The organism is Glutamicibacter sp. ZJUTW, from assembly GCF_008370855.1.
GTDB lineage: Bacteria > Actinomycetota > Actinomycetes > Actinomycetales > Micrococcaceae > Glutamicibacter > Glutamicibacter nicotianae.
The window spans coordinates 2,704,294-2,728,589 of record NZ_CP043624.1; the positions used below are offsets into that span (position 1 = coordinate 2,704,294).

Sequence of the window (24,296 nt, forward strand, 5' to 3'; positions counted from 1 at the left end):
TATCAGCCCTTGATGATCTGCGGCTGGGCCAGCGACTTCAAGCCGTCCAGGCCGAATTCCAGGCCATAGCCGGACTGCTTGGCGCCGCCAAACGGAATACGCGGATCAATGGTGCCGTGGGAGTTGATCCACACGGTGCCCGCCTGGATCTGCGCGGCAACTTCCAGTGCCTGCTCGCGGTTGCTGCTCCACACCGAGGCGCCGAGGCCTACTTCCAGGGCGTTGGCATGCTTGATCGCTTCGGCGGTGTCCTTGACCTTGATGATCGGCAGGGCCGGGCCGAACTGCTCCTCGACCACGAGGCGGTTGGACGGGTCGATGTCGGCAATCAGCGTGGTCGGGTAGAAGTAGCCGGAGGCGTTCTCGTCCGGGTTGGCACCGAGCAGCACCTTCGCCCCGGAATCCACGGCGTCCTTGACCAGTGAAGCAACGATGTCGTACTGGGCCTTGTTCTGCAGCGGGCCGAGGACGTTGTTCTCATCGAGGCCCACACCCATCGGCATCTTCGCGGCCACATTGGCCAGCGCGTCGCAAACCGCATCGTAGATCGATTCCGGCACGTACAGGCGCTTGAGCGCAGCGCAGGTCTGGCCGGTGTTGATGAAGGCACCCCAGAACAGGTCTTCGGCAATGGCCTGCGGGTCGGCGTCTTCCAGCACGATGCCGGCGTCGTTGCCGCCCAGTTCCATGGTCAGGCGCTTCACGGTATCGGCCGAGGAGCGGATGATGGCCTTGCCGGTAGGAGTGGAACCGGTGAACATGATCTTGGCGATGTCCGGATGCCCCGAGAGCTTCTCGCCAACCTCGCGTCCGCCGGCGACGATGTTCAGCACGTCGGCCGGCAGCACTTCGTTGAGCACATGGACCAGCGCGAGGACCGAGAGCGGGGTGTATTCGCTGGGCTTCATCACCACGGTGTTGCCCATGCGCAGGCTCGGGGCCAGCTGCCAGATGGAGATCATCATTGGCCAGTTCCACGGGCCGATGGCGCCGACGACGCCCAGTGCGCGGTAGTGCTTGGCGGCGTAGGTTTCGCCGTCGTCCACAACGACTTCCGGCTCGACCTCATAGGCGGTGGCGGCGCGCAGCCAGGCGGCCGCTCCGCCGACCTCGAAGCGGGCGTTCGGGCCGTTCAGCGGCTTGCCCTGCTCGCGGGAGAGCAGTTCGGCCAGTGCCTCGGCATTGGCTTCGATATTGTCGGCCGCGGCGTTCAGCAGGCGCTTGCGCTCCTCATGGCCCAGGGCATCCCATGCCGGTTGGGCGGCCTTTGCCGCGGCGACCGCGGCGTCGAGGTCCGCGGCGCTTTGCTCGGCGACACGGCCAACCAGTTCACCGGTTGCCGGGTCCAGGATTTCGGTGCCACCGGTTGCCGGCTGGATCGCGTCCAGCAGTTCTTGGGCGTTTGCGTAAGCCATCTTTGAGCTCCTTGGTTCTAGGTGGTTAGCTGACGGGAAGTTCATCGGCCATGGGCGCACGCCGTGTCGACGAGCGGACGACCAGTGCCAGTACCCAGGCGATGACGCCGGGCAGGATCACGATGCCTTGCAGGACATAACCGAGCATTCCCGGTTCTTCCATGCCAAGCAAGATGTCGAAGTTGATGACGATTTGCGCGAAGACGTAGGCCAGCGCAATGCCGGAGACGAGCGGGGCGATCACCCGGGTGGCCAGGGATTCAGAGGATTGCTTGCGCTTGAAGTATCCGATGACGGCAAAGGAGGTCAGCGCCATCAGCAGCACCAGGCCATAGGCCGCCGAGTTGGTCATCCAGGTGAACATCGTGAACACGACGTACATCGGGTCCTTGCCTTGCGAGATCACCGCGAAGATGGCGATGACAACCAGGCCGAGGGTTGACTGCGCCAGCGAGCCGGCCACCGGCGCGTGGGTGGTGCGCGAGGTGATGGCAAGGAACTTCGGCAGGGCCCCGCCGCGGCCCATGGCGTAGAAGTAGCGGGCAATGACGTTGTGGAAGGCCAGCAGCGCGGCGAACAAACTGGTGATGAACAGGATGTTGGCCAAATCGACGAACCATGCTGGGGCGTTGGCGCCGAAGAAAGCGAAGATCAGGTCAGGTCCGAGTTCCGCCGAAGCGCCGATGACGTTCGAGGCACCTTCGCCGACGGCTACGGCGAAGGCCGAGAACGCGTAGAAACAGGCGATGATGACGACCGCGATCATCGTGGCACGCCGGGCAGTGCGGACAGGATCCTTCACCTCTTCGTTGTAGATGGTTCCGGATTCGAAGCCCATGAATGCGGCGATGGTGAAGGCCATGACCGCGCCCATTCCCGGCGCCACAGCGTCGGCCACGTTGAAGGATGCGGCCGGCTGCGGCGCCTCGGGTGCGAAGGCGAAGGCCATGATGTTGTAGATGATGACGACGAGGAATTCAGCGGCGACGACGATGCCCAGCACCTTGACCGAGAAGTCGACCCGGTTCATGCCGAGGAAGCCGACCACTGCCCAGGCCACCAGCGCCATGGCCCACCACGGGATGGCGGTGCCGAAGGAGGCGTTGGCGAAGGATGCGGCGGCGAACCCGAACATTCCGTAGATGCCGATCTGCATGAGGTTGTAGCTGAGCAGCGCGACCATCGCGGCGCCGACGCCCGCTGCTCCGCCCAGGCCTTGGGCAATGTAGGCGTAGAACGCTCCGGCATTCGGTATGTAGCGGCTCATCGCGGTGTAGCCGATGCTGAAGACCAGCAGTATGGCACCGATGATGAGGAAGGACAGCGGCACCGATTCCATGCCGGTCACCGCGTAGTTGGTCGTCACGCCGCCAGCCACGGCGGTGAGCGGTGCGCTGGCGGCAATGATCATCACGACCAGAGCCGGCACCGTGAGCGTGCGTTGTTCGAGTCCCATTCGATCCCCCATTATCCGAGTTCTTGGATATCAGCATCCCGGAGTCCTCGAACTTTTCGTTGGCATTGAGCGCAGGACCATTGGCACCGCGTGCACTTCCGCTGCGTCTCAGGCGGCGTCGCGGTATTTGCCCGGGGTTGAACCGAATTCTTTGGAGAACATGCGGCTGAAGCCCGCGGCATCGGCAATTCCCACCCGGGATCCGATGGCCTGCACTGGCAGGTCGGCCATGAGCGGGTCGCGCAGCAGGCGCGCTGCTTCGCGCATTCTGAGATGGCGGATCAGCGCGGCGACGCTGAGCGGCTGGTGCTCGAACAGCGCATGCAGGCTGCGTACGGACATGAAGTGGGCGGCCGCGATGCGGGCCGGTCCCAAATCGGCGTCGTCCAGGTGCGCGTTGATGTAGCCGGTGACCAATTCGCGTTGGCGCAACTTGGCGTCCCCATGGCATTCGGCGCCGAGCGCGCCGCCCAGTGCGGTGGCCAGCAGATCCACGGTGTTGCGGGCCAGCTGGTAGCCGCCGAATTCATCCCACTGGGAAAGGTTGGATCCGAGGTGGCGCAGCAGCGGTGCGACGGTCCCCGACAACGGGTGCGATTCCTTGAGCGCAACCGCGGTCAGCTGGCCGACCTGCTGCTGCGACAAGCGGAAAAGATCATGCGGAACCAAGGTGACCAGCACCGATGCAGGTTTCTCGAAGGCCAGAGTGTACGGGCGCTGGGTATCGTAGATCGCCAGGTCCCCGGGTGCCAGCAAGGTTTCGCGGCCATCTTGGATCAGCAGCCCATAGCCATCGAGCTGGTAGGAGATCTTGTAGAAATCCCCGTCGCCGCTGGCGCTCAGGTCCTCGGTTCGCTTCACCGCGTGGGGTTTGGCATGGATGCGCATCAAGCCGATCTCTCCGAGCATGTTGGCACCCAGCGTAGCGGTGAAATGTCCGCTGGAAATCTGCTCGCTGCGCAGCTTCACGAAGGCGTCGGAAATGAGCCGCGACCACGCGGTGAACGAATCGACGTGCTGAAGTTGATACATGCCTGCCTCCCCATCGAAGCCCAAGGAACTGTGTCGGGCATCACGAATGAGAGTACGCCGAGCGCGCCGAAAAGTCACTTTTTTCGTCGTGCGGAGAATATCCAGCTACTCCGCTGCGCGCAGGCTGCGCAAGGCCTCCAGGCGGTACTGCAGCTGCGCTTCGAGCGCGTCGGCGGTATTGACTGCTTCGTCGAGCACGCTGCTGGTTTGCGCGCCCATCAGGAAATTGATCATCGAGTCGCGCGCCACGGGTGCCGTGGGGTGGTCGGGGCCGAGGAGCTGCTCAAGCCATTGGTCAACCAGCGTGCGCCAGCGGTCCATGGTTCCCGCATTGACCGCCGCCAGCGCCCGATCCCCGAGGGCCAGATGCCAGAAGTGCACCGCGATGCGCGCTTCATTTCGCCGCAGCTCATCGAGCGGAAGCACTTCCCGTGCAAATGCCTCGATGGCCGCGATTCCCGTTTGCCCCTGGCACTTGCGGGCAATGCGCTTGTCGGTCGCCTCGGCGACATAGCGGAAGGTCGCTACCAGCAGCGCATCGCGGGTTGGGAAGTAGGGCTTGAAGGCGCCGTTGGAATATCCGGCAGCCGCGGCCAGGTCGCGCAGGTTGAGTTTCTCGATCCCCTCCCGGGCAATGAATCTCCACGTGACCTCGACGATCTCCCGGCGACGCTGATCATGGTCCACGATTTTCGGCATGCCTCAAGATTAGCGATAAATCATTTATTTCCGCCAAAGGCTTGCGCCTTTGCGAGTCCGCCCGTATTCTCTACAACCAGAGAATAATAAATGCTGCAGATCACATTTCAGCACTAAAGGAGCCGGTCTCATGCCAACCACCACCGCCACGGATTTCACCCTGCTCAGCGAAGCAGAGGTTGCCGCCGCCAAGGACTTGCTGGTCAGCAACCAGCTGTTCACCGAGAACACCCGCATCGCCTACATGGGCCTGGAAGACCCGCGCGCCGACCGCCCCGGCCGCTTTGTCCGCGTGATGCTCATGGACAAGCTGGCCAACTCCCCCAAGGATGTCGTCCTGGACCTGGGCGCCCAGAGCGTGCACTCAAGCGTCGATCTGGATCCGGCCAAGGTGGGGCAGATGCCGGTGCTGCTGGAGGAATTCGAAAAGGTCGAGTCCATCCTGATTGACGACCCGCAGTGGGCGGCCGCTTTGGCCAAGCGCGGACTGAAGCCAGAACAGGTGCGCGTGGCCCCGCTGTCCGCAGGTGTGTACGACGACGAGTACCCGCAGGAATCAGGGCGCCGCATCCTGCGCGGGCTGGCCTTCCGCCAGGACTTCGCCGAAGACTCCGCGTGGGCCCACCCGGTTGACGGACTGGTGGTCTACATCGACACCATCGCCGGGAAAATCGACCAGCTGCTGGATCTGGGCATCGTTCCGGTGCCCGAAACCCACGGCAACTACACCGACCCGGAACTCACGGGCCCGTTACGCACCACCCAGAAGCCCATCGAGATCACCCAGCCAGAAGGCGCGAGCTTCACGGTGAGCGCCGGCAACCATGTCGAGTGGGAGAAATGGTCGCTGGACATCGGCTTCGACATGCGCGAGGGCCTGGTGCTCTACAACATCGCCTTCAACGACAAGGGCGTGGAACGCCGGATCCTGGACCGCGCCTCCATCGCGGAAATGGTCGTGCCCTACGGGGATCCGTCCCCGGTACGCAGCTGGCAGAACTACTTCGACACCGGCGAATACCTCATCGGGCGCCTGGCCAATTCCCTGGAGTTCGGCTGCGACTGCCTGGGCGAAATCCACTACATCTCCCCGGTAGTCACCGACGCCGATGGCAATGCGCAGACGATCGCCAACGGCATCTGCATGCATGAAGAGGACGCCTCGATCCTCTCCAAGCATGCCGATGACTGGTCCGGAGTGAAGTACACCCGGCGCAACCGTCGCCTGGTGATCAGCTTCTTCACCACCGTGGGCAACTACGACTACGGCTTCTACTGGTACCTCTACCTGGATGGCACCATCGAATTCGAGGCCAAGGCCACCGGCATCGTCTTCACCTCGGCCATGGGCGACGAGCGTTTCTCCTCCGAGATGGCTCCGGGGCTGACCGCGCCGTTCCACCAGCACATCTTCGGCGCCCGCCTGGACTTCGCGCTGGATGGCGGCCCGAGCCGCGTCATCGAGGAAGAAGCAGTCCGCCTGCCGATCAGCAAGGAGAATCCGCGCGGCAACGCCTTTACCCGCAGCCACACCGTGCTGGCCACCGAGAAGCAGGCGGTGCGCGACAACAACCCGACGGCCGGGCGCACCTGGGTGGTCACCAACCCCGAGAAGCAGAACTACCTGGGCAAGCCGGTAGGCTACAAGCTGATGTCCCAGGGACTCCCGACCCTGCTGGCCGCCGAGGGATCCTCCATCCACCGCCGCGCGGAATTCGCTTCCAAGGCGCTGTGGGTGACCAAGCGCGAGGATGGCCAGCGCTACCCCACCGGTGACTTCGTGAACCAGAACCCTGGCGTTGACGGCATCGGCTCCTGGATCGAGGACGACAAGAACATCGATGGCGAGCAAATCAGTCTGTGGCACACGTTCGCGCTGACCCACTTCCCGCGCACCGAGGACTGGCCAATGATGCCCGTGGACAAGGTCGGATTCACCATCCGCCCCGAAGGTTTCTTCGACCGCTCCCCTGTGCTTGACGTTCCAGCCCCGGTCCAGCACGGCTGCTGTGCCACTACGGAATCCGACGGCTGCTGTGGCAGCGGCGACTAGGCTCACGACGAGTGCCCCTGCCAGGCATCGCGCGCTCGGCATCGCCTCGCTATGCCTGGCGGCAGCCCACCTGCTGGTGCTGGCAGCGCTGCCGCACACGCTGTGGTGGACCCTGGCCTTGCTGGCAATGACCTTCTGGTGCGTCAAATGCTCCTGGTGCGTGCTGCGCGGCGGCTCACCCATGAGCTTGCTGGCCATGAGTGCACTGATGGGCGCTTCGCACGTGGCGATGGTGATCGGAATGCCATGGTTCGCCGGCCACCACGGCGCGCACGCGGTGCATGACGGGCACCATGCGCCGATCATGCTGGGCATCGCGGCTGCCGAATTCCTCCTGATGTTCGGCGCCGCTTGGCTCAGCCGCCACACCGCAGGCAGCGTCCCACGCAGTGCCGATCAACCGGATAGCTCAGAACCCGCGTCTCTTCCCGCCTAGCCAGACCCGGTCTTGAATGCAGCACTCCGCTGTTCTCAAGGCCGGGTTTCTGCCTGCTTCCGGATCTTGACAACCCCGAGTTGCACGGGCTTAGATGAGTAATGAATCACATTCAATTTGTGTTCAACTTTTCCGAGAAGAGGGATAGCCTTGACCGCCGACAGGCACTCATCTGGCATCCTCGGTGCCCAGCAGACCGCAAAGCCTCAAGGACCATTGGTCGTTCCCCTGCATCGATAGCGTCCACCGAATCAGCTATCTTCGAGGAAAGTACCAATGGCCACCAACAATGAATTGACGTTTGACAGGCATGAAGCCGAAGTCTCCCCCGCCTTGGTCGCCCGGGCACTGGCAGATGCCAAACGCACCAGCTACTGGCTGGACAATAGCCAGCGTCCCACTCCACATCCGGCACTGCACGGGTCAATCGCCACCGACCTGCTGGTTATCGGCGGCGGCTACACCGGATTATGGACCGCGCTGCAAGCCAAGGAACGGGATCCTTCCCGCAAAGTGGTGCTGATCGAGGGCCAGCGCTTGGGCTGGGCCGCGTCGGGGCGCAATGGCGGCTTCTGCGAAGCATCGCTGGTCCACGGCGAAGCAAACGGCGCAAACCACCTGCCGGAAGAAAACGAGCTGCTCGCCGAGCTCGGGGCGCAGAACCTCGACGAGTTCGAAGCAACGGTGCAGCGCTACGCCATGGACGTGGACTTCATCCGCCAAGGCTCGATCAACGTGGCCACCGAGCAGCATCAGATCGCTTGGGTGGCCGAGGAAGCTGAAGCCCCGGGCGTCGACTACCTGGACGCCGACGCGGTCAAGCAGCTGATCAACTCCCCGGATTTCTTGGCCGGCTCCCGCGACAATCATTCCACCGCGCTGATCCACCCGGCCAAGCTCGTCTGGGAACTGGCCCGCGTGTGCCGCGAACTGGGCGTTGAATTCTACGAGCACACCCACGCTTTGGAGATGGAGAATACCGGCACGCAGGTCCAGGTGCTCACCGCCGACGGCCAAATCACCACCCAGCGCGTAGCCCTGGCCACCAACGTCTTCCCCTCGCTGCTCAAGCGCCACCGCGCACGCGTCATCCCGGTCTACGATTACGCGCTGATGACCGAACCGCTCACAGCCCAGCAGCGCGCAGCCATCGGCTGGGCGGACATGGTGGGCCTTGCAGATCTGAATAACCGCTTCCACTATGCCCGCCCCACCATCGATGCCGAGGGGAACTTCCGCATTCTCTACGGCGGCTACGACGCGGTCTACCATTTCGGCGGCAAGGTGCGCTCCAGCTACGACACCAACCAGCGGACCTTCGAAAAGCTGGCCGCGCATTTCTTCGGCAGCTTCCCGGACCTGATGGATGTGAAGTTCTCCCACGCATGGGGTGGCGCCATCGATACCTGCTCGCGATTCTTCTCGTTCTTCGATCTGGCCTATGGCGGCAAGGTCGCCTACTGCGCAGGCTTCACCGGCCTCGGTGTGGGTGCCACACGGTTCGGTGCCAAGGTCATGCTGGATCTGCTCTCGGGAAAGAAGACGGAGCTGACCGAATTGGAACTAGTGCGCACCAAGCCGATCCCTTTCCCTCCCGAGCCTGCCGCATGGGTGGGCGTGAAACTCATGACCAGCCAGCTGGCCAAAGCCGACCGCAATCACGGCGAGCGCTCGGCCTTCTTGAAGCTGATGGACAAGATCGGAATGGGGTTCGATTCCTGATGCCGTCCAAAGATCTTCGAGCCAGTATCGTCCAGGCCGGCGACGTGGAGCTGAGCCACGAACCGATCGGCGAAGACCAGCGGGCTGACGGACAGGAACCCGCGACCACAGGCTATGCGGAACTGGGCACCCTCGGGAATGCGGAAGTCGGCATCTGGGAAATGTCTGCCGGAGCCATGCGGGATATCGAATCCGACGAATATTTCGCTGTGCTTTCCGGCCTCGCCACCGTGCAGATCCTGGAAGCCGACGGCTTCGGCGCCCAGGAACTCCGGCTGGTTCCGGGCAGCATTGCCAGGCTTCATGCTGGCATGAGAACACAGTGGACTGTCACCGAAACCCTGCGCAAGTTCTATTTCACCCTCTGAGCATCCCTAGGAGAATCCACATGGCCTACTACGATAGTTCCCTCGGACACCAGTTCATCAACGGCCAGCAAGTCCGCGGGCTCGGCCCGGTGCTGGAACGCGTGAACCCTGCCACCGGGAAGAAGCTGCTGGACGTCGATACCTCAAGCCTCGAACAGGTTGGCCAGGCGGTGCACGCGGCCGCCGAGGCCTTCACAACCTGGTCCAAGCTCACCCCGGGCGAGCGTGCCGACCACCTGCTGGCCTTCGCCCGCGAACTTGAGAAGCATGCTGATGAGATCGCCGCCGTGGAGACCGCGCAGACCGGCAAGAGCATCCGCATGTCCACCCAGTTCGATGTGCCCGGTTCCATCGACAACGTGAACTTCTTTGCTGGCGCCGCACGCAACCTGCAGGGCTTGGCCACCGGGGACTATGCCGGGAACACCACCTCGATGATTCGCCGCGAAGCCATCGGCGTGATCGGCTCGATCAGCCCCTGGAACTACCCGTTGCAGATGGCTGCATGGAAGATCCTGCCCGCGATCGCCGCCGGCAACACGATTGTGCTCAAGCCCAGCGAGCTGACCCCGGGCACCTCGGTGCTCTTTGCCCGGGCTGCCAAGGATGCAGGGCTCCCGGACGGGGTGATCAATATTGTGGTTGGCGACGGTCCCAGCGTCGGTGCGCCATTGGTGCGCCACCAGCTGGTGAAGATGACCTCGTTCACCGGCTCCACCGCGGTGGGCCTGAAGATCATGTCCATGGCCGCCGAGAGCGGTACCCGGGTGCATCTGGAGCTCGGCGGGAAGGCACCGTTGGTGGTCTTCGATGATGCGGATATCGAAGCCGCCGCGCACGGTGCGGTAGCCGGCTCGACGATCAATTCAGGCCAGGATTGCACCGCGGCCACCCGCGCCTACGTGCATTCCTCGGTTTTCGAGCGGTTCACCAGCCGTGTGGCCGAGCTGATGGAGGCCATGGTGGTGGGAGATCCCACCGACCCCGAAACCGACATGGGCTCGATGATCAGCCAGGAGCACCTGCAGAAGGTCTCCTCGATGGTCCAGCGGGCCAAGGATCAAGGAGCTCAGGTGCTGGCGGGCGGCCATCAGCTTGAGGGCGATGGCTTCTTCTACCGTCCCACCTTGGTGGTTGGAGCTGCCCAGGATTCGGAGATCGTGCAGCAGGAAGTGTTCGGACCGGTTCTGGTGGCCCTGCCATTCAGCACTGACGATGAGGCCATCGAACTGGCCAACGATACCCCGTATGGGCTGGCGGCGAGCGCATGGACCAAGAACGTGGACCGGGCGATGCGTGCCAGCGCCGAGATCCAGGCCGGCTGCGTGTGGATCAACGAGCATATCCTGATCGTTTCCGACATGCCGCATGGAGGCTACAAGGCTTCCGGCATGGGCAAGGACATGAGCCAGTATTCTTTCGATGAGTACACCAACGTCAAGCACGTGATGATCTCCCATGATCCCGCTGCCCACCGTGAATGGCAGGACACGGTCTTCAAGCACCGCTAGGCGCGAAAACTAGAGACTGGAAAGCAGCTGGTTCAGCTTCTTGGTTGCCACCCCTGGTTCGGTGGTGGCAAAGAAGTACTGGGCCAGCTGTTTTTGCGCCCCTGCCACTGGCGAGGCGGCCAGGTCGGCTACCCGCTGGGCCAAGCCGTTCGCGTTGCCCAGCCGCTGGTCCAACGGCAGCCCGGCATGGAGCTTGCTTTCGGGATCCCCCGACAGCAGCAGCGGGATGTTCAGCGCTACCGCGTCATAGGCCATCGCCGAGGTGTCGCAGATGGCCACGTCCGCCCACACCAATGACTGCGCCGCATCGCCGATCGGGTCCAGCGTGGCGGCATAATTGCTCTTCAGGCCCAGAACTGCCTTCTTCGCTTCAGCGGAGACATCTCCGGTCTTCGGATGAGGTCGGAAACGCACGTCGAAGCGCTCATCGTTGCTCAATTGGGCGAGAATCCGCTCCCCCAGGGTCGCCACCGAGGAGTAGGCCATGGCCTGGGAATCGCCTTCCCACGTCGGCGCGTAGAGCACGCGGATCTTCTCGGATGGCTCGGGCCATTCCAGGTTGTCCAGCTGCGGGCGCCCGATCTGCACCAGATGCGTTGGGTCGAAACGGGCAATGCTTTCGGTGATGCGCTCGACCGCAGCGGCACCGGCCACGCAGGCGAAGTCGTAGGCCTTGAGCTGGTTGGAGACCATCGACGTCTTTTCACTTTCACCGTGGTTCAGGTGAATGTGCGCTGGCCCATTGAAACGCAGCATCGTGAAGTTCCGCTGGGCGTTATTCACGTAGTTGATGGATTTGGCATCCCACTCGCGCAGGTTGTTCTCGATCTGTTCCATGGAACGCGAGAACATGATCGGCAGAGTCGTCGCTTCCAGCGCATGGCGTGCGCTCAGGGCATCCATGAGCACCACTCCGATGCTCAGGCCCTGGGCAGCCAACCGCTCGAAGGTCCCCAGCCAGACTCCGAGCTGGTAGAACTGGCCGGGGCCTTCGGCGAAGAACAGCACATGGTCGGCTTGTTCGATTCCCCGGTCCAAGTGGGCGATTTCTGCTCGGACAGACCGCTCCGCGAGGAGGGAGCGTGCTTTGCCTGTCGCTTGAGTTATCTGGGAAGAGAACAATGCCATGCATTTAGTCTACGTAGGTTTAGCCGTTGATCGCGGAAGCCAAGTCGGAAATGTTGGATTCCATCCATTCAAGGTAGCTGGAGTCATCCTGGATGGTTTCTGCAAAGTCAACCACGGGGATCTGCCCCAGCTCTGCGCTCTTCTTCAGCGCCTTGGTTTCACTGCCTTCAGTCTGCACGTTATAGGCCAGCATGTCGGCATCGCCTGCGGAAAGCAGGTCTTCGGCCTTCTTCATGGTTATCGGTGCAATGCCTTCGCCCTCTTCAATGGCTTCACTCAGCCCTTCCGGGGTGGCATCTTCCATGCCTGCAGCATGCAGCAGGTGGAATGGTACCGGCTCGGTCATCACGAAGCTCTTGCCATCCAGCTTCGCGGTTTCGAGCTGTTGCTCCAGCTTGTCGATTCCTTCGTTGAAGGAAGCCGCATTCTGCTGGTACTGCTCGGCGTTGGCGCTATCGGCCTTTCCGAAGGATTCAGCCAGCGCATCAGCCAGGTCGCCCATGGATTCCAGGTCATACCAGATGTGCTCGTTGTAGGCCGAGTGGTCGTGGCCTTCATGCGAATCCTCTTCGGCGTGCTGCGCATGCTCTTCAGCGCTTTCGCCCTCATGCCCGGCTGCTTCCGATTCCTCAGCTACCGGCGAGGAATCCACTGCGTGCACGAGCGTGATCTCGCCAGCCTTGCCTTCTGGAATCGAGGAAACCAGGGAGTCCATGAACTGGTCATATCCTCCGCCATTGGCCAGCACCAGCGTGGCATTGGAGATCGCCAGCTTATCTCGGGCTGTTGGCTCGTAGGAATGCGGATCCTGTGCGGCCGAAGTGATGATCTCGCTGACCTCCACGCTCTCTCCGCCAATGGCACGGGCGATCTGTCCGTAGACGTTCGTCGTGGCCACTACGCTGATCGCAGCAGAATCCGCTTCCGTTGATTCGCTGGCCGTGCTGCTACCGCATCCGGCGAGGATCAGTCCAGCAGCAGGCAGGGCTACAGCTGCTGCGAGCAGCGAGCGGTGGTTCTTCATGGGTGTCTCCATCTAAATCGGATCGCTATTGAGAACTATTCTACATTACATATGAGAATGGTTCGCACCTAGGCGTCGGAACCCACGCGTTGCAAGGAGCGTTTGCCGTGGGCCCCGCCGGTGCCGGTCGCCTTCACGACCATGACCGCAATTGCGGTCGTTACCGGAATTGCCAGGACCAATCCAATGGAGCCGATCAGAATGCGGATGACCTCTTCGGCCATGGCGCCGGAGCCCAGGGTGACCCCGAAACTCTGGTTGCTCAATGCGGCAATAGCCAGGACTGGCAGGGCCGCACCAGCATAGGCGAAAGCAATGGTGTAAACGGTCGAAGCGATATGGTCGCGGCCGATGCGCATTCCGCGGAAGAACAATTCCCTGGCCGAGGACTTCGGCGTGCTCTCTGCCAGTTCCCACACGGTGGCCGATTGGGTGATCGTCACGTCATTGAGCACACCCATGCCGCCGACCAGGACACCGCAGATCAGCAAGCCGGGCAAGGATATTTGCGGGGCCACCGTCGACAAGGTGATTGCCGATTCATCATTGGCCCCGGTCAACGCGGCCGCATCGGTCAGCCAGAGCACCATCCCTGCAGTCACCGCAAGACCGAAGAGCGTTCCCAGCAGCGCTGTGGATGTCTTCGCGTTCAGTCCATGGGCGAAATACAGCGCGACGAACATGATGGCGGTAGAGCCTGTGAGTCCCACCAAGACCGGATTGCCGCCTTCGAGCAAGGCCGGAACCATGAAGACGATCATGAAGGCGATGCCGCCGATCAGGCCGATCATGGCCCGGGTGCCGCGCCAACCGGCGACGAGCACCACCACCACGCCATAGGCGATGGCCAGCAGTGCCATGGGCAACGTGCGCACGAAGTCAACGAACACGTACGGGCTTCCGCTGGTGGTGTCGACCGCGGAAAGATCTAGGTAGCGGATGCTGTCGCCCGCGCGCGCATCCCGTGATTGCAGCATTTCCGGCGGGATCTCCAACTGGATTTCAGCGCCACCGGATTCAGGCATCACATAGGTGACCTGGCATTCGAGCACCTTGCCGCCTACTTCTTCCAATCCTTGGGACGAAGGGCAATCCTGGATGGCGCTGCGCGTAACTGTGCCAACTTCCATCGTCGCTCCGCCGGTAGTATCCATGGCTCCGTTGAGGGCGAACTTGTCGTAGTTGCCTTGCGGCCACAACAGGATGACCATGACCATGGCCAAAGCACCTATGGGCGCAAGCAGAGCCCAAAGGATGATCGAGGCACGCCGCCGGCGCTTGGGATCCTGCAAAATCGGTTCGTCATGGTGATGATGGCCCACGTGGCGCTGCTCCAAATCAATAAAGGCGAATCGTCCGTACCAAGTCTAAGAGCTTGCCCCTGGGAGTTTCATATGGACGCAGTCCGCGTCTTCCCGCGCTGTTCGTGGACGCTCAAAAGGATGACGCGATAAATCCTCCGCAAGGTTCATGCTTTCCAGCATCGCGGAACGGGAGAATTGAGCCATGAGCTTGCCAATGAATTTGCCACCCGCGCCGCAGGGCGCCGAAGGTGAAATGAGCTATCCGTTCCATCGCCTGATGAGACGCAGTGCGAACTATCGCTGGTGGCGTCCGCTGGCGTTCTCCGGCGTCGGCATTGGCTTCTACCTCGCAGCTTTGCTCATTGCAATGCTGGCGATGTTCGCCGCACTGCTCATGAACCCGATGACGTGGGCTGCCGATAATCCGGAAGAGGCCCCCGACCAATTCCTCATGGATCCAATGCTGAATATGGCTTCGGCGACGGACTTCTCGATGACCATGGCCTCATTGATCATCATGATCCCTGCGGTCTTTTTCGCTTATTTGCTTATCGGACCGAAGCCTGTCGGCCAGTTGATTTCGGTCACCGGCAAATTGCGCTGGCGATGGTTCGGCCTGGCGTTGGCTGCCAGCGCCGTTTTGTTCGCCTTGTATTTCGGGGTGAATTTCGGGCTGGGCGCAGTGGGAATTGGCGCGTCCGAGCCGGTTCCTGCCAGCAGCCTGCCCACGGATCCGCTGTTCTATGCGCTGCTGGTTATCCTCTTGACACCGTTCCAGTGCGCAGCCGAAGAGCTCGTCTTCCGCGGTGCGTTCATGCAGGTCATCGGCAGCTGGCTGAAGCATCCCTTGTTCGCCATTCTGCTACCGGTGCCGCTGTTCACCATCGGCCACCTCTACGATATCTGGGGGCTTCTCGATGTGGCAGCCTTCGCTATCGCGGCAGGCTATCTGACGTGGCGCACCGGCGGCCTGGAAGCGGCGATGGCCATGCACATCATCAACAACACGTTCTTGTTCCTGCTCGGCGCAGTCGGCCTTGTCGATCTGAACGCCACGGAATCCAACCCGGTTTCATTAGTCTTCTCGGTGTGCTTCATGGCCCTGTTGACCTTCATGCTGGTGAAGCTTGCCGATAGGCAGGGCATCGCTCGTACGGCGGGCCCAATCCCGGTTGCAGACCGCCGGCCGTTGCTGCAACCTTGGCAAATGAACCAGCCACCGCTTCGCCCTAACCAGCCATACTGGGCTCCTCCGGCATATCAGCCAGAGCAGCAGCCACACGCCGGCAATCCGCCGGTGGATTCCCCACCAGCGCCGCGGGCACCCGACCCGTCGGACCGCTAGGATTCACGCGGCTCAAGCGCAAAAACGATCCGCACAGGAGCTCCTGTGCGGATCGTTTCGTTTACTGCAATTTCATTTAGTGCGCTTCTTCAGGACTTGGCCCAGCGCAGCAAGGCCGCGATTCCTGCTCCGTCAGGAATCATCGATTCCGGTACGTATCGGATGCTGGCGTCCGTCAGCGCGGTTGCGCGCAATAGCACTTCCGGCGCTGGCCACTCGCCGACCACCAACTCTGCATGGTCATCCCCATCTTGATGGGCAATCCACGGTTCTGCGCTCAAGGCGCGCAGGGTATGCTCGCTTTGATATTGGCCAACCAGCACCATTTCGGCTTGCGCCGATTGGAGTGCAGTGACGACTTCATTCAATCCGACAGCCAGTTGCGCTCGGCCGTTGCCGGACTGGGCGGCAACCTTCGACTCCAATTCAGCCAGATCCTTGGCTTTGACCTCCTCCACCAGCTTGGTGATCTGGGCATCGACCTGCTTGGCGTCCGCACCTCCGGTACGCGTATGCGAGTCGATGACTTCTACGTATTCCTTCAGTGCCACCGGAAGTGCCCCGAGCACTATTTCACGAGCCTTGATATCGCCGGAAAGAATGACCAGACGAACGTAGTTCTCGGCGGACATCTCGCTGATCAGGCCGGCGACCTCATCAGCATTTCGACGTACCATCTCATCGGCGGCCGCCTGGGCTTTCGGCTGGTCATATTCGCCGGGCACCTTGCGCGCATGGTGGATTTCCTCGGGCAATCCGACTATGCCACGGCTGCCGAGGCGTTCAGGGGACGCCGTGTTATAGAGGTGCACTTCACCTCCGTCCTTGCTGACTTCGGCTACGAGGTAGGAGAACGATCCGCCACGCGCGCGAGCCAGCGCTGTGAAGTTCGGGAATGGACCCACATCCACCGATGGAGTTTGGACCTTGAGTCCTGGGATGATTTCGTTGAGCACGACTTCGCCGTCATGAACGGCGACGAATCTTGCTACGGGTGCTCGCAAGCCCTCGGCTGGTTCCAGTGCGCCGATCAGTGCTTGGACATCGTCCGGCTGTGCCTGCTGGCTCTTGAGCAGCTTGGCTACGTCGTCCGGAAGCCGATCTGCGGCTTCTTGGGCCGCAGTGGTTCCCAACGATGCGTCCACGAGGGCGGTGCTCCACGAGCCGTTTCTCCGATAAAGCGAAGCGTCGATTCCGTTAGAATCCGCGCGTAGTGCCATGCTGACTCCCTTCCGCACGCGAGCCTTGGCCGCGGTGCGACTAGATCCGTGGCACTAACCTAACATCACTATTCAGTGGCTGGAAGAGGTAACCAGAAACTATGTCGTTGTTTGGATGAAATCAGCATGACAGCAAGTGTTTACCAGTGGCCGCGCCAATATTGGGCAGGGAATGCCATCGGCGCTCCGAGTTCTTTCGCCGCACGGTTGGCCCACTGCGGGTCGCCCAGAGCGGCGCGTCCGATGCTCACGCCGTCGGCTTGCCCGGTCACGACGATGTGCTCTGCTTGCACCGGCTCGGTGATCACGCCCACCGCGGTGACGAAGGCGTCCTGCGGCAGTGAGTCTTTCACTGCTTGGGCCAACGGCACCTGGTATCCGGGACCAGAGGGACCCTTGAACTTGCCGATGCCGGCGCTGGACAGATCGAAATGGCGAACACCGTAGCCGTAGAGCTCCTTGGCGATTCGAATCGTGTCAGCGATACCCCATCCGTCGTCTACCCAATCCTCTCCCGAGAAGCGGATGCCCAAGACCTTGTTTTCCGGCCACACGGCTGCCACCGCCTTGATGATTTCACGCAGGTACCGCGTGCGGTTCTCGAAGCTGCCGCCGTATTCATCCGTGCGCTTGTTGGACAGCGGCGAGAGGAACTGGTGCACCAGGTAGCCGTGGGCCGCATGGATCTGGATCAGGTCGAATCCTGCCTCGTCTGCGCGCTTGGCCGCGTCAGCCCAATTCTGCACCGAGTCCTGGATCTGCTCAACGGTCATCTCGGTAGCCGGCTTCAGTCCATAGAGCTCGCTTGGAGTGGAAGTGAAGGTTTCCCAGCCGCCTTCTTCATCGCTGATGCTGCCAATTTTTCCGGCCTCTTCGAACTCCTTGAGCCAACCATAGGTCGAGGCTTTCGCGCCAGCATGCGCAAGCTGCACTCCAGCGGCTGCACCATGTGAGCGGATGTACTTTGTAATCGGCTTCCAGGCCTCAGTCTGCTCGTCATTCCACAAACCGGTGTCGCGGTCCGAGATCCTGCCTTCAGCTGCCACCGCTGTTGCTTCGGCGATAACCAGGGAGTATCCGCCATGCGCCATGGATCCCAGATGAGCCAGATGCCAGGTCGTTGGAACGCCGTCGTGTTTTTCCACGGAGTATTGGCACATCGGCGGGAGGACCACGCGATTGCGCAGCTTCAGGCCTTCGCCGCTGCGGGTTGGAACGGTAATTTCAGTAAATAGCTTGCTTTGAGGCATACCAGCTACGACGCTGGCGTGCGCGAATTTATTCCGCGCACCCCCAGTGCCAGGTCAAACTAGCCGAGAATCAGTACCGCCACAGAGAGGTAGACAATCAGCCCAGCGGCATCCACGAACGTTGAAATAAAGGGATTGGAGAATACCGCAGGGTCGACCTTGAAGAATTTTCCGATGATCGGCATCACCCCGCCAACAGCGGCCGCAATGCTGCATAGCGCCACGAGGCTGGTGCCAATCACCAATCCGATGCTGGGTTCGAAAATGAGCCCGGCCAAGAACAGGGCGACAAGGCCAAGGCCCAATCCCAAGATCGCCCCGATACGCACCTCACGCATCAGCACCCGCCAAAAGTCGCGGCCCCGCACCTCCCCCATCGCCAGCGCACGCGTAACGGTAGTCGCCGCCTGGTTTCCGGTATTCCCGCCAATGCCCACAATCAGCGGGATGAACAAGCTGAGCACCACCATCGATTCAAGCGTCTGCTCGAAACTGGCGAGGACCTTGACGGTCAAGGTGGCACCAATCGCAAGGACCAGCAACCAGATGATCCGCGCCTTCACCAGGTGGCGCAGCGGCGTACCCAGGTACGGGCGGACGAGCGGTTCCGCCCCGGGATCGTACGCAGTGCGTCGCTCCTCGGCATCCTCCAGGATCCCGAGCGCCATGGGCAAGGTCAGCACGCCCAGCAGGCGGTCTTCTTGATCAAGTACCGGGAGCACCATTGCCTTCCGCCCCACGGCCAATCGTGCTGCGCTTTCCTCCGGCTCGCAGGCTTGGACGCTGGGGCCAGGGGTGCACAATTCTGCGACCGTCATCGTGCCCGGTTCGGCGAGCAGCTCGCTGAGCGTGATGGTGCCAAGCAGCCTGCGTTCATCATCGATCACCAAGATGTGCTGCGCGTCCTTGCAATGCGCGAAACGCTTGCTGATGCGTGCCAGGGATTCTGCCACGGTTAGCTGCGGATGGGTGGCGATGAAGTCCGGGGACATCGCCCTGCCGGCGCTTGCTTCGGGATAGCCCAGCAGGGCTCCGATGTCTTGGCGTTTGGCCTTCGATGTACCTGCCAGCAGTTTCGTTGCCACGATGGCTGGCAACTCATCGAGCAGTGCTGCCCGTTGTGCGGCGGAGAGCTGGGAGAAGGCATCGACCACTGCTTCTGACTGCAGCGCCCGAATCAGTTCGGCTTGCACCTCAGCGTCGAGGTCCTTGAAGAGAAGCACGGCGGCCTGCTTGTCGAGCAGGCGGTAGGCCAAGGCTGCTTCGGTGGCATCCAGCGCTTCAAGGTGCTCGATAGCCTCAGCGGTATGCAGCTCCCCCAGCAGCCGTGCTGCTTGCTGGAATTCGCCGTGGTTGAGGTGGGAGCTCAAGGAGCGCGAAATAGTAGAGAAGTCTACCTTTTCTGGAGAAATCATGATGTGCGTCCAAATGGTTCATTTGTCGCAGGAATACAAGCCTGCCAGCAAATTCTCACCGCTGGAGCACCCCGTGAATACAGGGAGATAAATCAGTCAGTATTTGCGTGCAGGTTTCTGCGCCGGTGACATGTGCAGGTGTCACGAACTCATGGGACTCCCATGGCAGGATGCAGCCCTATTCGGCAGATTCGGCTATGAGCGCCCAGGTGAGTTCGTGGGCATAGATCGACTTGAACTGTCGTCCACGACGCTCACCTCCTCGAAATCGGTTTGCGCTCACGCGCATCGGGCCTTGACCAAGTTCTATCAGCAATGGCTGGGAAATGCCCGCTTTGGGGATCGATATCACGTTTAAATGGTCCAGGAGGCCTGCGGTGCAGGCCTCCTGGACTTGGTTCTCGCGGTGCTATGAAATCAGCATTCCACCACGTTCACGGCCAAGCCGCCCATGGCAGTTTCCTTGTACTTGTCGCTCATGTCCTTGCCGGTTTCGCGCATGGTGATGATGACTTCGTCCAAGGTGACGTGGTGTTCGCCGTCGCCCATCAGTGCCATCTTCGCCGCATTCACTGCCTTCGAAGCGGCAATGGCGTTGCGTTCGATGCATGGGATCTGGACCAAGCCGCCGATTGGATCGCAGGTCAGTCCCAGGTTGTGTTCCATTGCGATTTCCGCGGCGTTCTCCACCTGGGCTGGGGTGCCGCCAAGGATTTCGGCCAGGCCACCGGCGGCCATCGAGGAGGCCGAACCGACTTCGCCCTGGCAGCCAACTTCCGCTCCGGAAATCGATGCCTGTTCCTTGTACAGCACGCCGACGGCGCCTGCAGTGAGCAGGAAGCGTACGACTGCGTCGTGCTTTTCGTCCTCGTTCCAGTACTTCGCGCCTGGCGCGTAGTGGGTGGCGTAGAACAGCACTGCCGGGATGATGCCGGCGGCGCCGTTGGTGGGGGCGGTGACAACCCGTCCGCCGGAGGCGTTCTCCTCATTGACTGCCAGTGCGACGAGGTTGATCCATTCCTGCCAGTAGACCGGATCGCGGTCCTTGTCTTCCTTGCGCAGGCGTTCATGCCATTCCGGGGCGCGACGGCGGACTTTCAGGCCGCCGGGCAGCACGCCGGTGCGTTCCAGCGCGGAGTCCTTGCAGCCTTCCATCACTTCGTAGATGTGGATGAGGCCTGATCGGATTTCCTCGCGGGTGCGATAGGTTTCCTCGTTGGCCATCATGATCTCGGCAATGGACAGGCCGGTTTCCTTCACATGCTCCAGCAGTGCGGCTGCTGTCGTGAACGGGTAGGGCTGCTTGTTCAGCTTCTCCTCGAGGTTCTTCTCGATGCGGTCTTCGGCGCCTTCGCGCACGATGAAGCCTCCACCGACGGAGAAGAAGGTCTCGTTGACGATTTCATTGCCTTCGGCATCCAGGGCAATGAACTTTACCCCGTTGGTGTGGCGCGGCAGCACGGTCAGCGGGTGCTGGATCATGTCCTCGACCTTGTAGTCCAGGTCCTTGCGCTGGCCCAGCTGTTCGGCCAAGCGCAGCACGCCGGTGGCTTCCATGTCTGCCAGGCGCTCATCGACCTGTGCTGGCAGCACCGTTTCAGGTTCGAAGCCTTCGAGCCCGAGCATGATGGCGGTGAAGGTACCGTGGCCGCGGCCGGTAGCGGCCAGGGATCCATAGACGTCCACACGGATATTTTCCAGTGCGTCCAGTTGGCCTTCTCGGATTACTTGGGCAATGAATGCGTGCGCTGCACGCATTGGTCCCACGGTATGGCTGGAAGATGGTCCGATGCCAACCGAGAAAAGATCGAATACGCTAACCGCCATGCGGGTCACATCCTTAGAACTTGGGTAATCCGAGAGCTTGGGCTCCGGAACTATGAAGTGTGGTTCCAAACTCCCCCCGGGCCGCCGCAGGTATCGCGGCGGCTGGTGGAACTTTGGATGGTGAGAGACTGCGGGCCCGAAAAGCGCCTAATTCCACCTTCCGGGCCCGCATCTTCACTAGCTTGCTGCTACTCGGAAACCTTTGGCAGGTCCGGGTACAGTGGGTGGGCTTCAGCCAAGGCCAGAACACGTTCCTTCAGCTCTGGCAGTGCAGCCGTATTGCCGTCGGCACCAGCGATCAGGGTCTGTGCAATGATCTCCGCAACCTCAGCGAACGCAGCCTCGGAGAAGCCACGGGTCGCCAATGCCGGAGTACCAATGCGCAGGCCCGAGGTGACCATCGGCGGACGCGGATCAAACGGAACCGAATTACGATTCACCGTGATCTCCACCTGCGCCAAGAGGTCTTCAGCCTGCTGGCCGTCCAACTCGCTGTCACGCAGATCCACCAGCACCAGATGCACATCGGTGCCACCGGTCAGCACGCTGATGCCCTTGGCAACAACGTCTTCCCGGGTCAGGCGCTCAGCCAGGATCTTCGACCCAGCCAAGGTACGCTCCTGGCGCTCCTTGAACTCCGGCGACGCAGCAATCTTGAACGCCACCGCCTTGCCAGCAATCACATGCTCCAACGGACCACCCTGCTGGCCAGGGAACACCGCCGAATTCAGCTTCTTCGCGATCTCCGCATCATTCGACAGAATGATGCCGCCACGCGGACCAGCCAACGTCTTGTGCGTCGTGGAGGTCACCACGTGGGCATGCGGCACCGGCGACGGGTGCAGCCCGGCGGCCACCAAGCCAGCGAAGTGCGCCATGTCCACGAACAGGTACGCGCCAACCTTGTCGGCAATCTCGCGGAAACGCTTGAAATCCAGCTGGCGAGGGTACGCCGACCAGCCGGCAACAATCATCTTCGGCTGGTGCTCGACCGCAAGGCGCTCCACCTCATCCATGTCCACCTGGTAGGTTTCCTCATCCACGCCGTAAGGCACGATGTTGAACAGGCGGCCCGAGAAGTTCAGCTTCATCCCGTGGGTCAAGTGCCCACCGTGGTTCAGGTTCAACCCGAGGACGGTATCGCCCGGGCGCACCAGCGCGTGGTACACCGACGCATTAGCCTGCGCACCGGAATGCGGCTGCACGTTCGCGAACTTCGCCCCGAACAACTCCTTGAGGCGCTCAATCGCCAACGTCTCGATGACGTCGACTTCCTCGCAGCCGCCGTAGTAGCGGCGGCCCGGGTAGCCCTCGGCGTACTTGTTGGTCAGCACCGAACCCTGCGCCTGCATGATGGCCTGCGCGGTGTGGTTCTCCGAGGCGATCATTTCCAGGCCGCGCTGCTGGCGAGCCAGCTCAGCGTCAATGCGCTGCGCCACCTCCGGGTCCAGCGATGCCAGCGACTGGGTCAGCGAGCTCGAGGCAACGGTTTCAAAAGTCTGGTTGCTCATTACTCGACGTTTCCACCGTTCGCGCTTGCGTAATCTGCTGCCGAGAGCAGCGGTCCTTCTTCGGTGACCTCAACGGTGAACAGCCAGCCGGCACCGTATGGATCCTCGTTCAGGATGGCCGGGTTGTCCACGGCTTCCTGGTTGACCTCAACGATGGTGCCGGTCACTGGCGAGTACAGGTCGGAGACCGACTTGGTGGACTCGACCTCGCCGCAGGTCTCGCCTGCGGTCACGGTGTCGCCAACCTCTGGCAGGTCGACGTAGACCACGTCGCCCAGGGCGTCAGCGGCAACCTGGGTGATGCCGATCTTTGCTGGGGACGATGCATCGATCCACTCGTGCTCAGCCGAGTAGCGCAATGACGAAAGAACTTTACTCACGGTATTTCCTCTCCCAAGGGAATTAGCGGGCGCTTAGCTTAGCCCTACTGATGTTTAACGTTACTTGGCTCGGGTGTAGAACGGCAGTTCGACTACGACAAATGGCAAAGTCTTACCGCGCAGATCGACCTCCAGCTCGGTTCCGGTTGCGCTGAATTCGGCATCCACGTAGCCCAGCGCCACCGGATAGCCCAGCGTTGGCGATGGCTGGCCGGAGGTGATTTCGCCAATGGCGGTGCCGTCCTTGACGATGGAGTAGCCTCCGCGGCCGGCGCGCTTGCCCAGGCCCTTGAGGCCCACGAGCTTGCGTGGCGGGGTGGTGCCGCGCAGCGCTTCAAGTGCCTCGCGGCCCACGAAGTTCTCTTCCTTTTTGAAGGAAACCACCGGGCCGAAGCCCGCGTCGAACGGGTTGCGTTCCAGGGACAGCTCGTTGCCGTACAGCGGCATGCCGGCTTCCAGGCGCAGCGAGTCGCGGGCGGCCAGGCCGCAAGGAACCAGCTCGTGGTCCTTGCCGGCTTCAACGGTCTTCTCCCAGAGGGCTGACGCATCCTCGTTCTCGATGATCAGCTCGAAGCCGTCCTCGCCGGTGTAGCCGGTGCGGGCCAGCAGCACGTCGATACCGCCGAGCACCAGCTTCACAGCCGCGTAATACTTCAGCTCTGCGACGGCCTGGGCGGTTGCCTCGTCGGCGGCCAGCTTGCTCACGATCGCCTCGGCGTTCGGGCCCTGGACCGCGATCAGCGACTGGCGGCCCGATGCGTCATCTACGACTACATCGAAATCAGCGGCGCGGGCTGCCAGCTCGGCGGCGACCACCGGGGCATTGCCGGCGTTCGGCACGACGAGGAACTTCTCCTCTTCCAGGCGGTAGACGATCAGGTCGTCGATGATCTTGCCCTCGGCGTTCAGGATCAGCGAGTACTTCGCCTTGCCGACCTTCATGATGCTCAGGTTGCCTGCCAGCGCGGTGTTCAGCGCGACGCCGGCCTCCGGTCCGGTGAGGTAGACCTCGCCCATGTGGGACAGGTCGAACAGGCCGGCGGTGGAGCGCACGGCCTTGTGCTCTGCCAGTTCCGAGCCGTACTTCAGCGGCATGTCCCAGCCGCCGAAGTCGGTGAAGTTCGCGCCCAAAGCTTCATGCTGGGCGTGCAGTGCGGTGCGCTTGAGTGCTTGGGTAGTCTCAGTCATCTCTAACTCTTC

The 24,296-nt window shown here is 61.9% G+C and carries 20 protein-coding genes; 6 read left to right on the forward strand and 14 right to left on the reverse strand.

Going from position 1 to position 24,296, the window contains the following annotated elements; genetic code table 11:
* Positions 1–2 precede the first annotated feature (2 nt).
* From F0M17_RS12765 to F0M17_RS12780, 4 genes are all read right to left on the reverse strand, one after another.
* Entirely contained in the window at positions 3–1,415 is a 1,413-nt protein-coding gene (locus F0M17_RS12765) for an aldehyde dehydrogenase family protein (protein WP_149597216.1), read from the reverse strand.
* Positions 1,416–1,440: 25 nt separating this feature from the next.
* The gene (locus tag F0M17_RS12770; protein ID WP_149597217.1) at positions 1,441–2,871 is read right to left on the reverse strand and encodes an APC family permease; all 1,431 of its coding nucleotides are present in this window, start codon (positions 2,869–2,871) and stop codon (positions 1,441–1,443) included.
* A 108-nt stretch (positions 2,872–2,979) separates the two neighbouring features.
* Positions 2,980–3,903, reverse strand: a complete 924-nt coding sequence (locus tag F0M17_RS12775; RefSeq protein WP_038990270.1) for a helix-turn-helix domain-containing protein — start codon at positions 3,901–3,903, stop codon at positions 2,980–2,982.
* A 105-nt stretch (positions 3,904–4,008) separates the two neighbouring features.
* Positions 4,009–4,590: a TetR/AcrR family transcriptional regulator gene (locus tag F0M17_RS12780; protein WP_210416645.1), complete on the reverse strand. Its 582-nt coding sequence runs from the start codon at positions 4,588–4,590 to the stop codon at positions 4,009–4,011.
* A gap of 142 nt (positions 4,591–4,732) precedes the next feature.
* Between F0M17_RS12780 and F0M17_RS12785 the strand changes: the two genes are divergently transcribed.
* The 5 genes from F0M17_RS12785 to F0M17_RS12805 all read left to right on the forward strand — a co-directional run bounded on the left by F0M17_RS12785 (position 4,733) and on the right by F0M17_RS12805 (position 10,692).
* The gene (locus F0M17_RS12785) at positions 4,733–6,655 is read left to right on the forward strand and encodes a primary-amine oxidase (protein ID WP_149597218.1); all 1,923 of its coding nucleotides are present in this window, start codon (positions 4,733–4,735) and stop codon (positions 6,653–6,655) included.
* Positions 6,639–7,091 carry a hypothetical protein gene (locus F0M17_RS12790; protein WP_149597219.1) on the forward strand — a complete coding sequence of 151 codons (453 nt, stop codon included), beginning with the start codon at positions 6,639–6,641 and terminating at the stop codon, positions 7,089–7,091. Before F0M17_RS12785 ends, F0M17_RS12790 begins: the two co-directional genes overlap by 17 nt.
* A gap of 276 nt (positions 7,092–7,367) precedes the next feature.
* Complete coding sequence (locus F0M17_RS12795) at positions 7,368–8,813, forward strand: FAD-binding oxidoreductase (protein ID WP_149597220.1); 1,446 nt, start codon at positions 7,368–7,370, stop codon at positions 8,811–8,813.
* On the forward strand, positions 8,813–9,181 hold the full coding sequence (locus F0M17_RS12800; RefSeq protein WP_149597221.1) for a cupin domain-containing protein: 369 nt from the start codon (positions 8,813–8,815) through the stop codon (positions 9,179–9,181). The genes F0M17_RS12795 and F0M17_RS12800 overlap by 1 nt, the downstream gene beginning before the upstream one ends.
* Before the next feature lie 20 nt (positions 9,182–9,201).
* Positions 9,202–10,692 (forward strand): gamma-aminobutyraldehyde dehydrogenase, encoded by a 1,491-nt coding sequence (locus F0M17_RS12805; RefSeq protein WP_073707996.1) that lies wholly within the window; start codon positions 9,202–9,204, stop codon positions 10,690–10,692.
* Positions 10,693–10,701: 9 nt separating this feature from the next.
* On the opposite strand, the gene F0M17_RS12810 is transcribed toward F0M17_RS12805, so the two are convergent.
* From F0M17_RS12810 to F0M17_RS12820, 3 genes are all read right to left on the reverse strand, one after another.
* On the reverse strand, positions 10,702–11,730 hold the full coding sequence (locus tag F0M17_RS12810) for a CDP-glycerol glycerophosphotransferase family protein (RefSeq protein WP_158024712.1): 1,029 nt from the start codon (positions 11,728–11,730) through the stop codon (positions 10,702–10,704).
* Positions 11,731–11,839: 109 nt separating this feature from the next.
* Entirely contained in the window at positions 11,840–12,844 is a 1,005-nt protein-coding gene (locus F0M17_RS12815) for a metal ABC transporter solute-binding protein, Zn/Mn family (RefSeq protein WP_168202020.1), read from the reverse strand.
* Between the two features lie 68 nt (positions 12,845–12,912).
* Positions 12,913–14,166, reverse strand: a complete 1,254-nt coding sequence (locus F0M17_RS12820) for a YibE/F family protein (RefSeq protein WP_073708013.1) — start codon at positions 14,164–14,166, stop codon at positions 12,913–12,915.
* A 196-nt stretch (positions 14,167–14,362) separates the two neighbouring features.
* Here F0M17_RS12820 and F0M17_RS12825 point away from each other — a divergent pair, with 196 nt between their 5' ends.
* Positions 14,363–15,493, forward strand: a complete 1,131-nt coding sequence (locus tag F0M17_RS12825) for a CPBP family intramembrane glutamic endopeptidase (RefSeq protein ID WP_073707993.1) — start codon at positions 14,363–14,365, stop codon at positions 15,491–15,493.
* 89 nt (positions 15,494–15,582) lie between these two features.
* On the opposite strand, the gene F0M17_RS12830 is transcribed toward F0M17_RS12825, so the two are convergent.
* The 7 genes from F0M17_RS12830 to gcvT all read right to left on the reverse strand — a co-directional run bounded on the left by F0M17_RS12830 (position 15,583) and on the right by gcvT (position 24,284).
* Positions 15,583–16,713, reverse strand: a complete 1,131-nt coding sequence (locus F0M17_RS12830; RefSeq protein WP_073707992.1) for a hypothetical protein — start codon at positions 16,711–16,713, stop codon at positions 15,583–15,585.
* A gap of 140 nt (positions 16,714–16,853) precedes the next feature.
* Positions 16,854–17,963, reverse strand: coding sequence for an NADH:flavin oxidoreductase/NADH oxidase (locus tag F0M17_RS12835; protein WP_073707991.1), 1,110 nt, complete (start codon positions 17,961–17,963; stop codon positions 16,854–16,856).
* A 59-nt stretch (positions 17,964–18,022) separates the two neighbouring features.
* Positions 18,023–19,378: a magnesium transporter gene (gene mgtE, locus F0M17_RS12840; RefSeq protein ID WP_149597223.1), complete on the reverse strand. Its 1,356-nt coding sequence runs from the start codon at positions 19,376–19,378 to the stop codon at positions 18,023–18,025.
* Positions 19,379–19,795: 417 nt separating this feature from the next.
* Entirely contained in the window at positions 19,796–21,205 is a 1,410-nt protein-coding gene (locus F0M17_RS12845; RefSeq protein WP_066141240.1) for an L-serine ammonia-lyase, read from the reverse strand.
* 188 nt (positions 21,206–21,393) lie between these two features.
* Positions 21,394–22,716 carry a serine hydroxymethyltransferase gene (gene glyA, locus F0M17_RS12850; protein ID WP_149597224.1) on the reverse strand — a complete coding sequence of 441 codons (1,323 nt, stop codon included), beginning with the start codon at positions 22,714–22,716 and terminating at the stop codon, positions 21,394–21,396.
* Positions 22,716–23,096: a glycine cleavage system protein GcvH gene (gene gcvH / locus F0M17_RS12855; RefSeq protein ID WP_038993761.1), complete on the reverse strand. Its 381-nt coding sequence runs from the start codon at positions 23,094–23,096 to the stop codon at positions 22,716–22,718. The genes glyA and gcvH overlap by 1 nt, the downstream gene beginning before the upstream one ends.
* A gap of 60 nt (positions 23,097–23,156) precedes the next feature.
* Positions 23,157–24,284 (reverse strand): glycine cleavage system aminomethyltransferase GcvT, encoded by a 1,128-nt coding sequence (gcvT, locus tag F0M17_RS12860; RefSeq protein ID WP_073707939.1) that lies wholly within the window; start codon positions 24,282–24,284, stop codon positions 23,157–23,159.
* Positions 24,285–24,296: the final 12 nt, after the last annotated feature.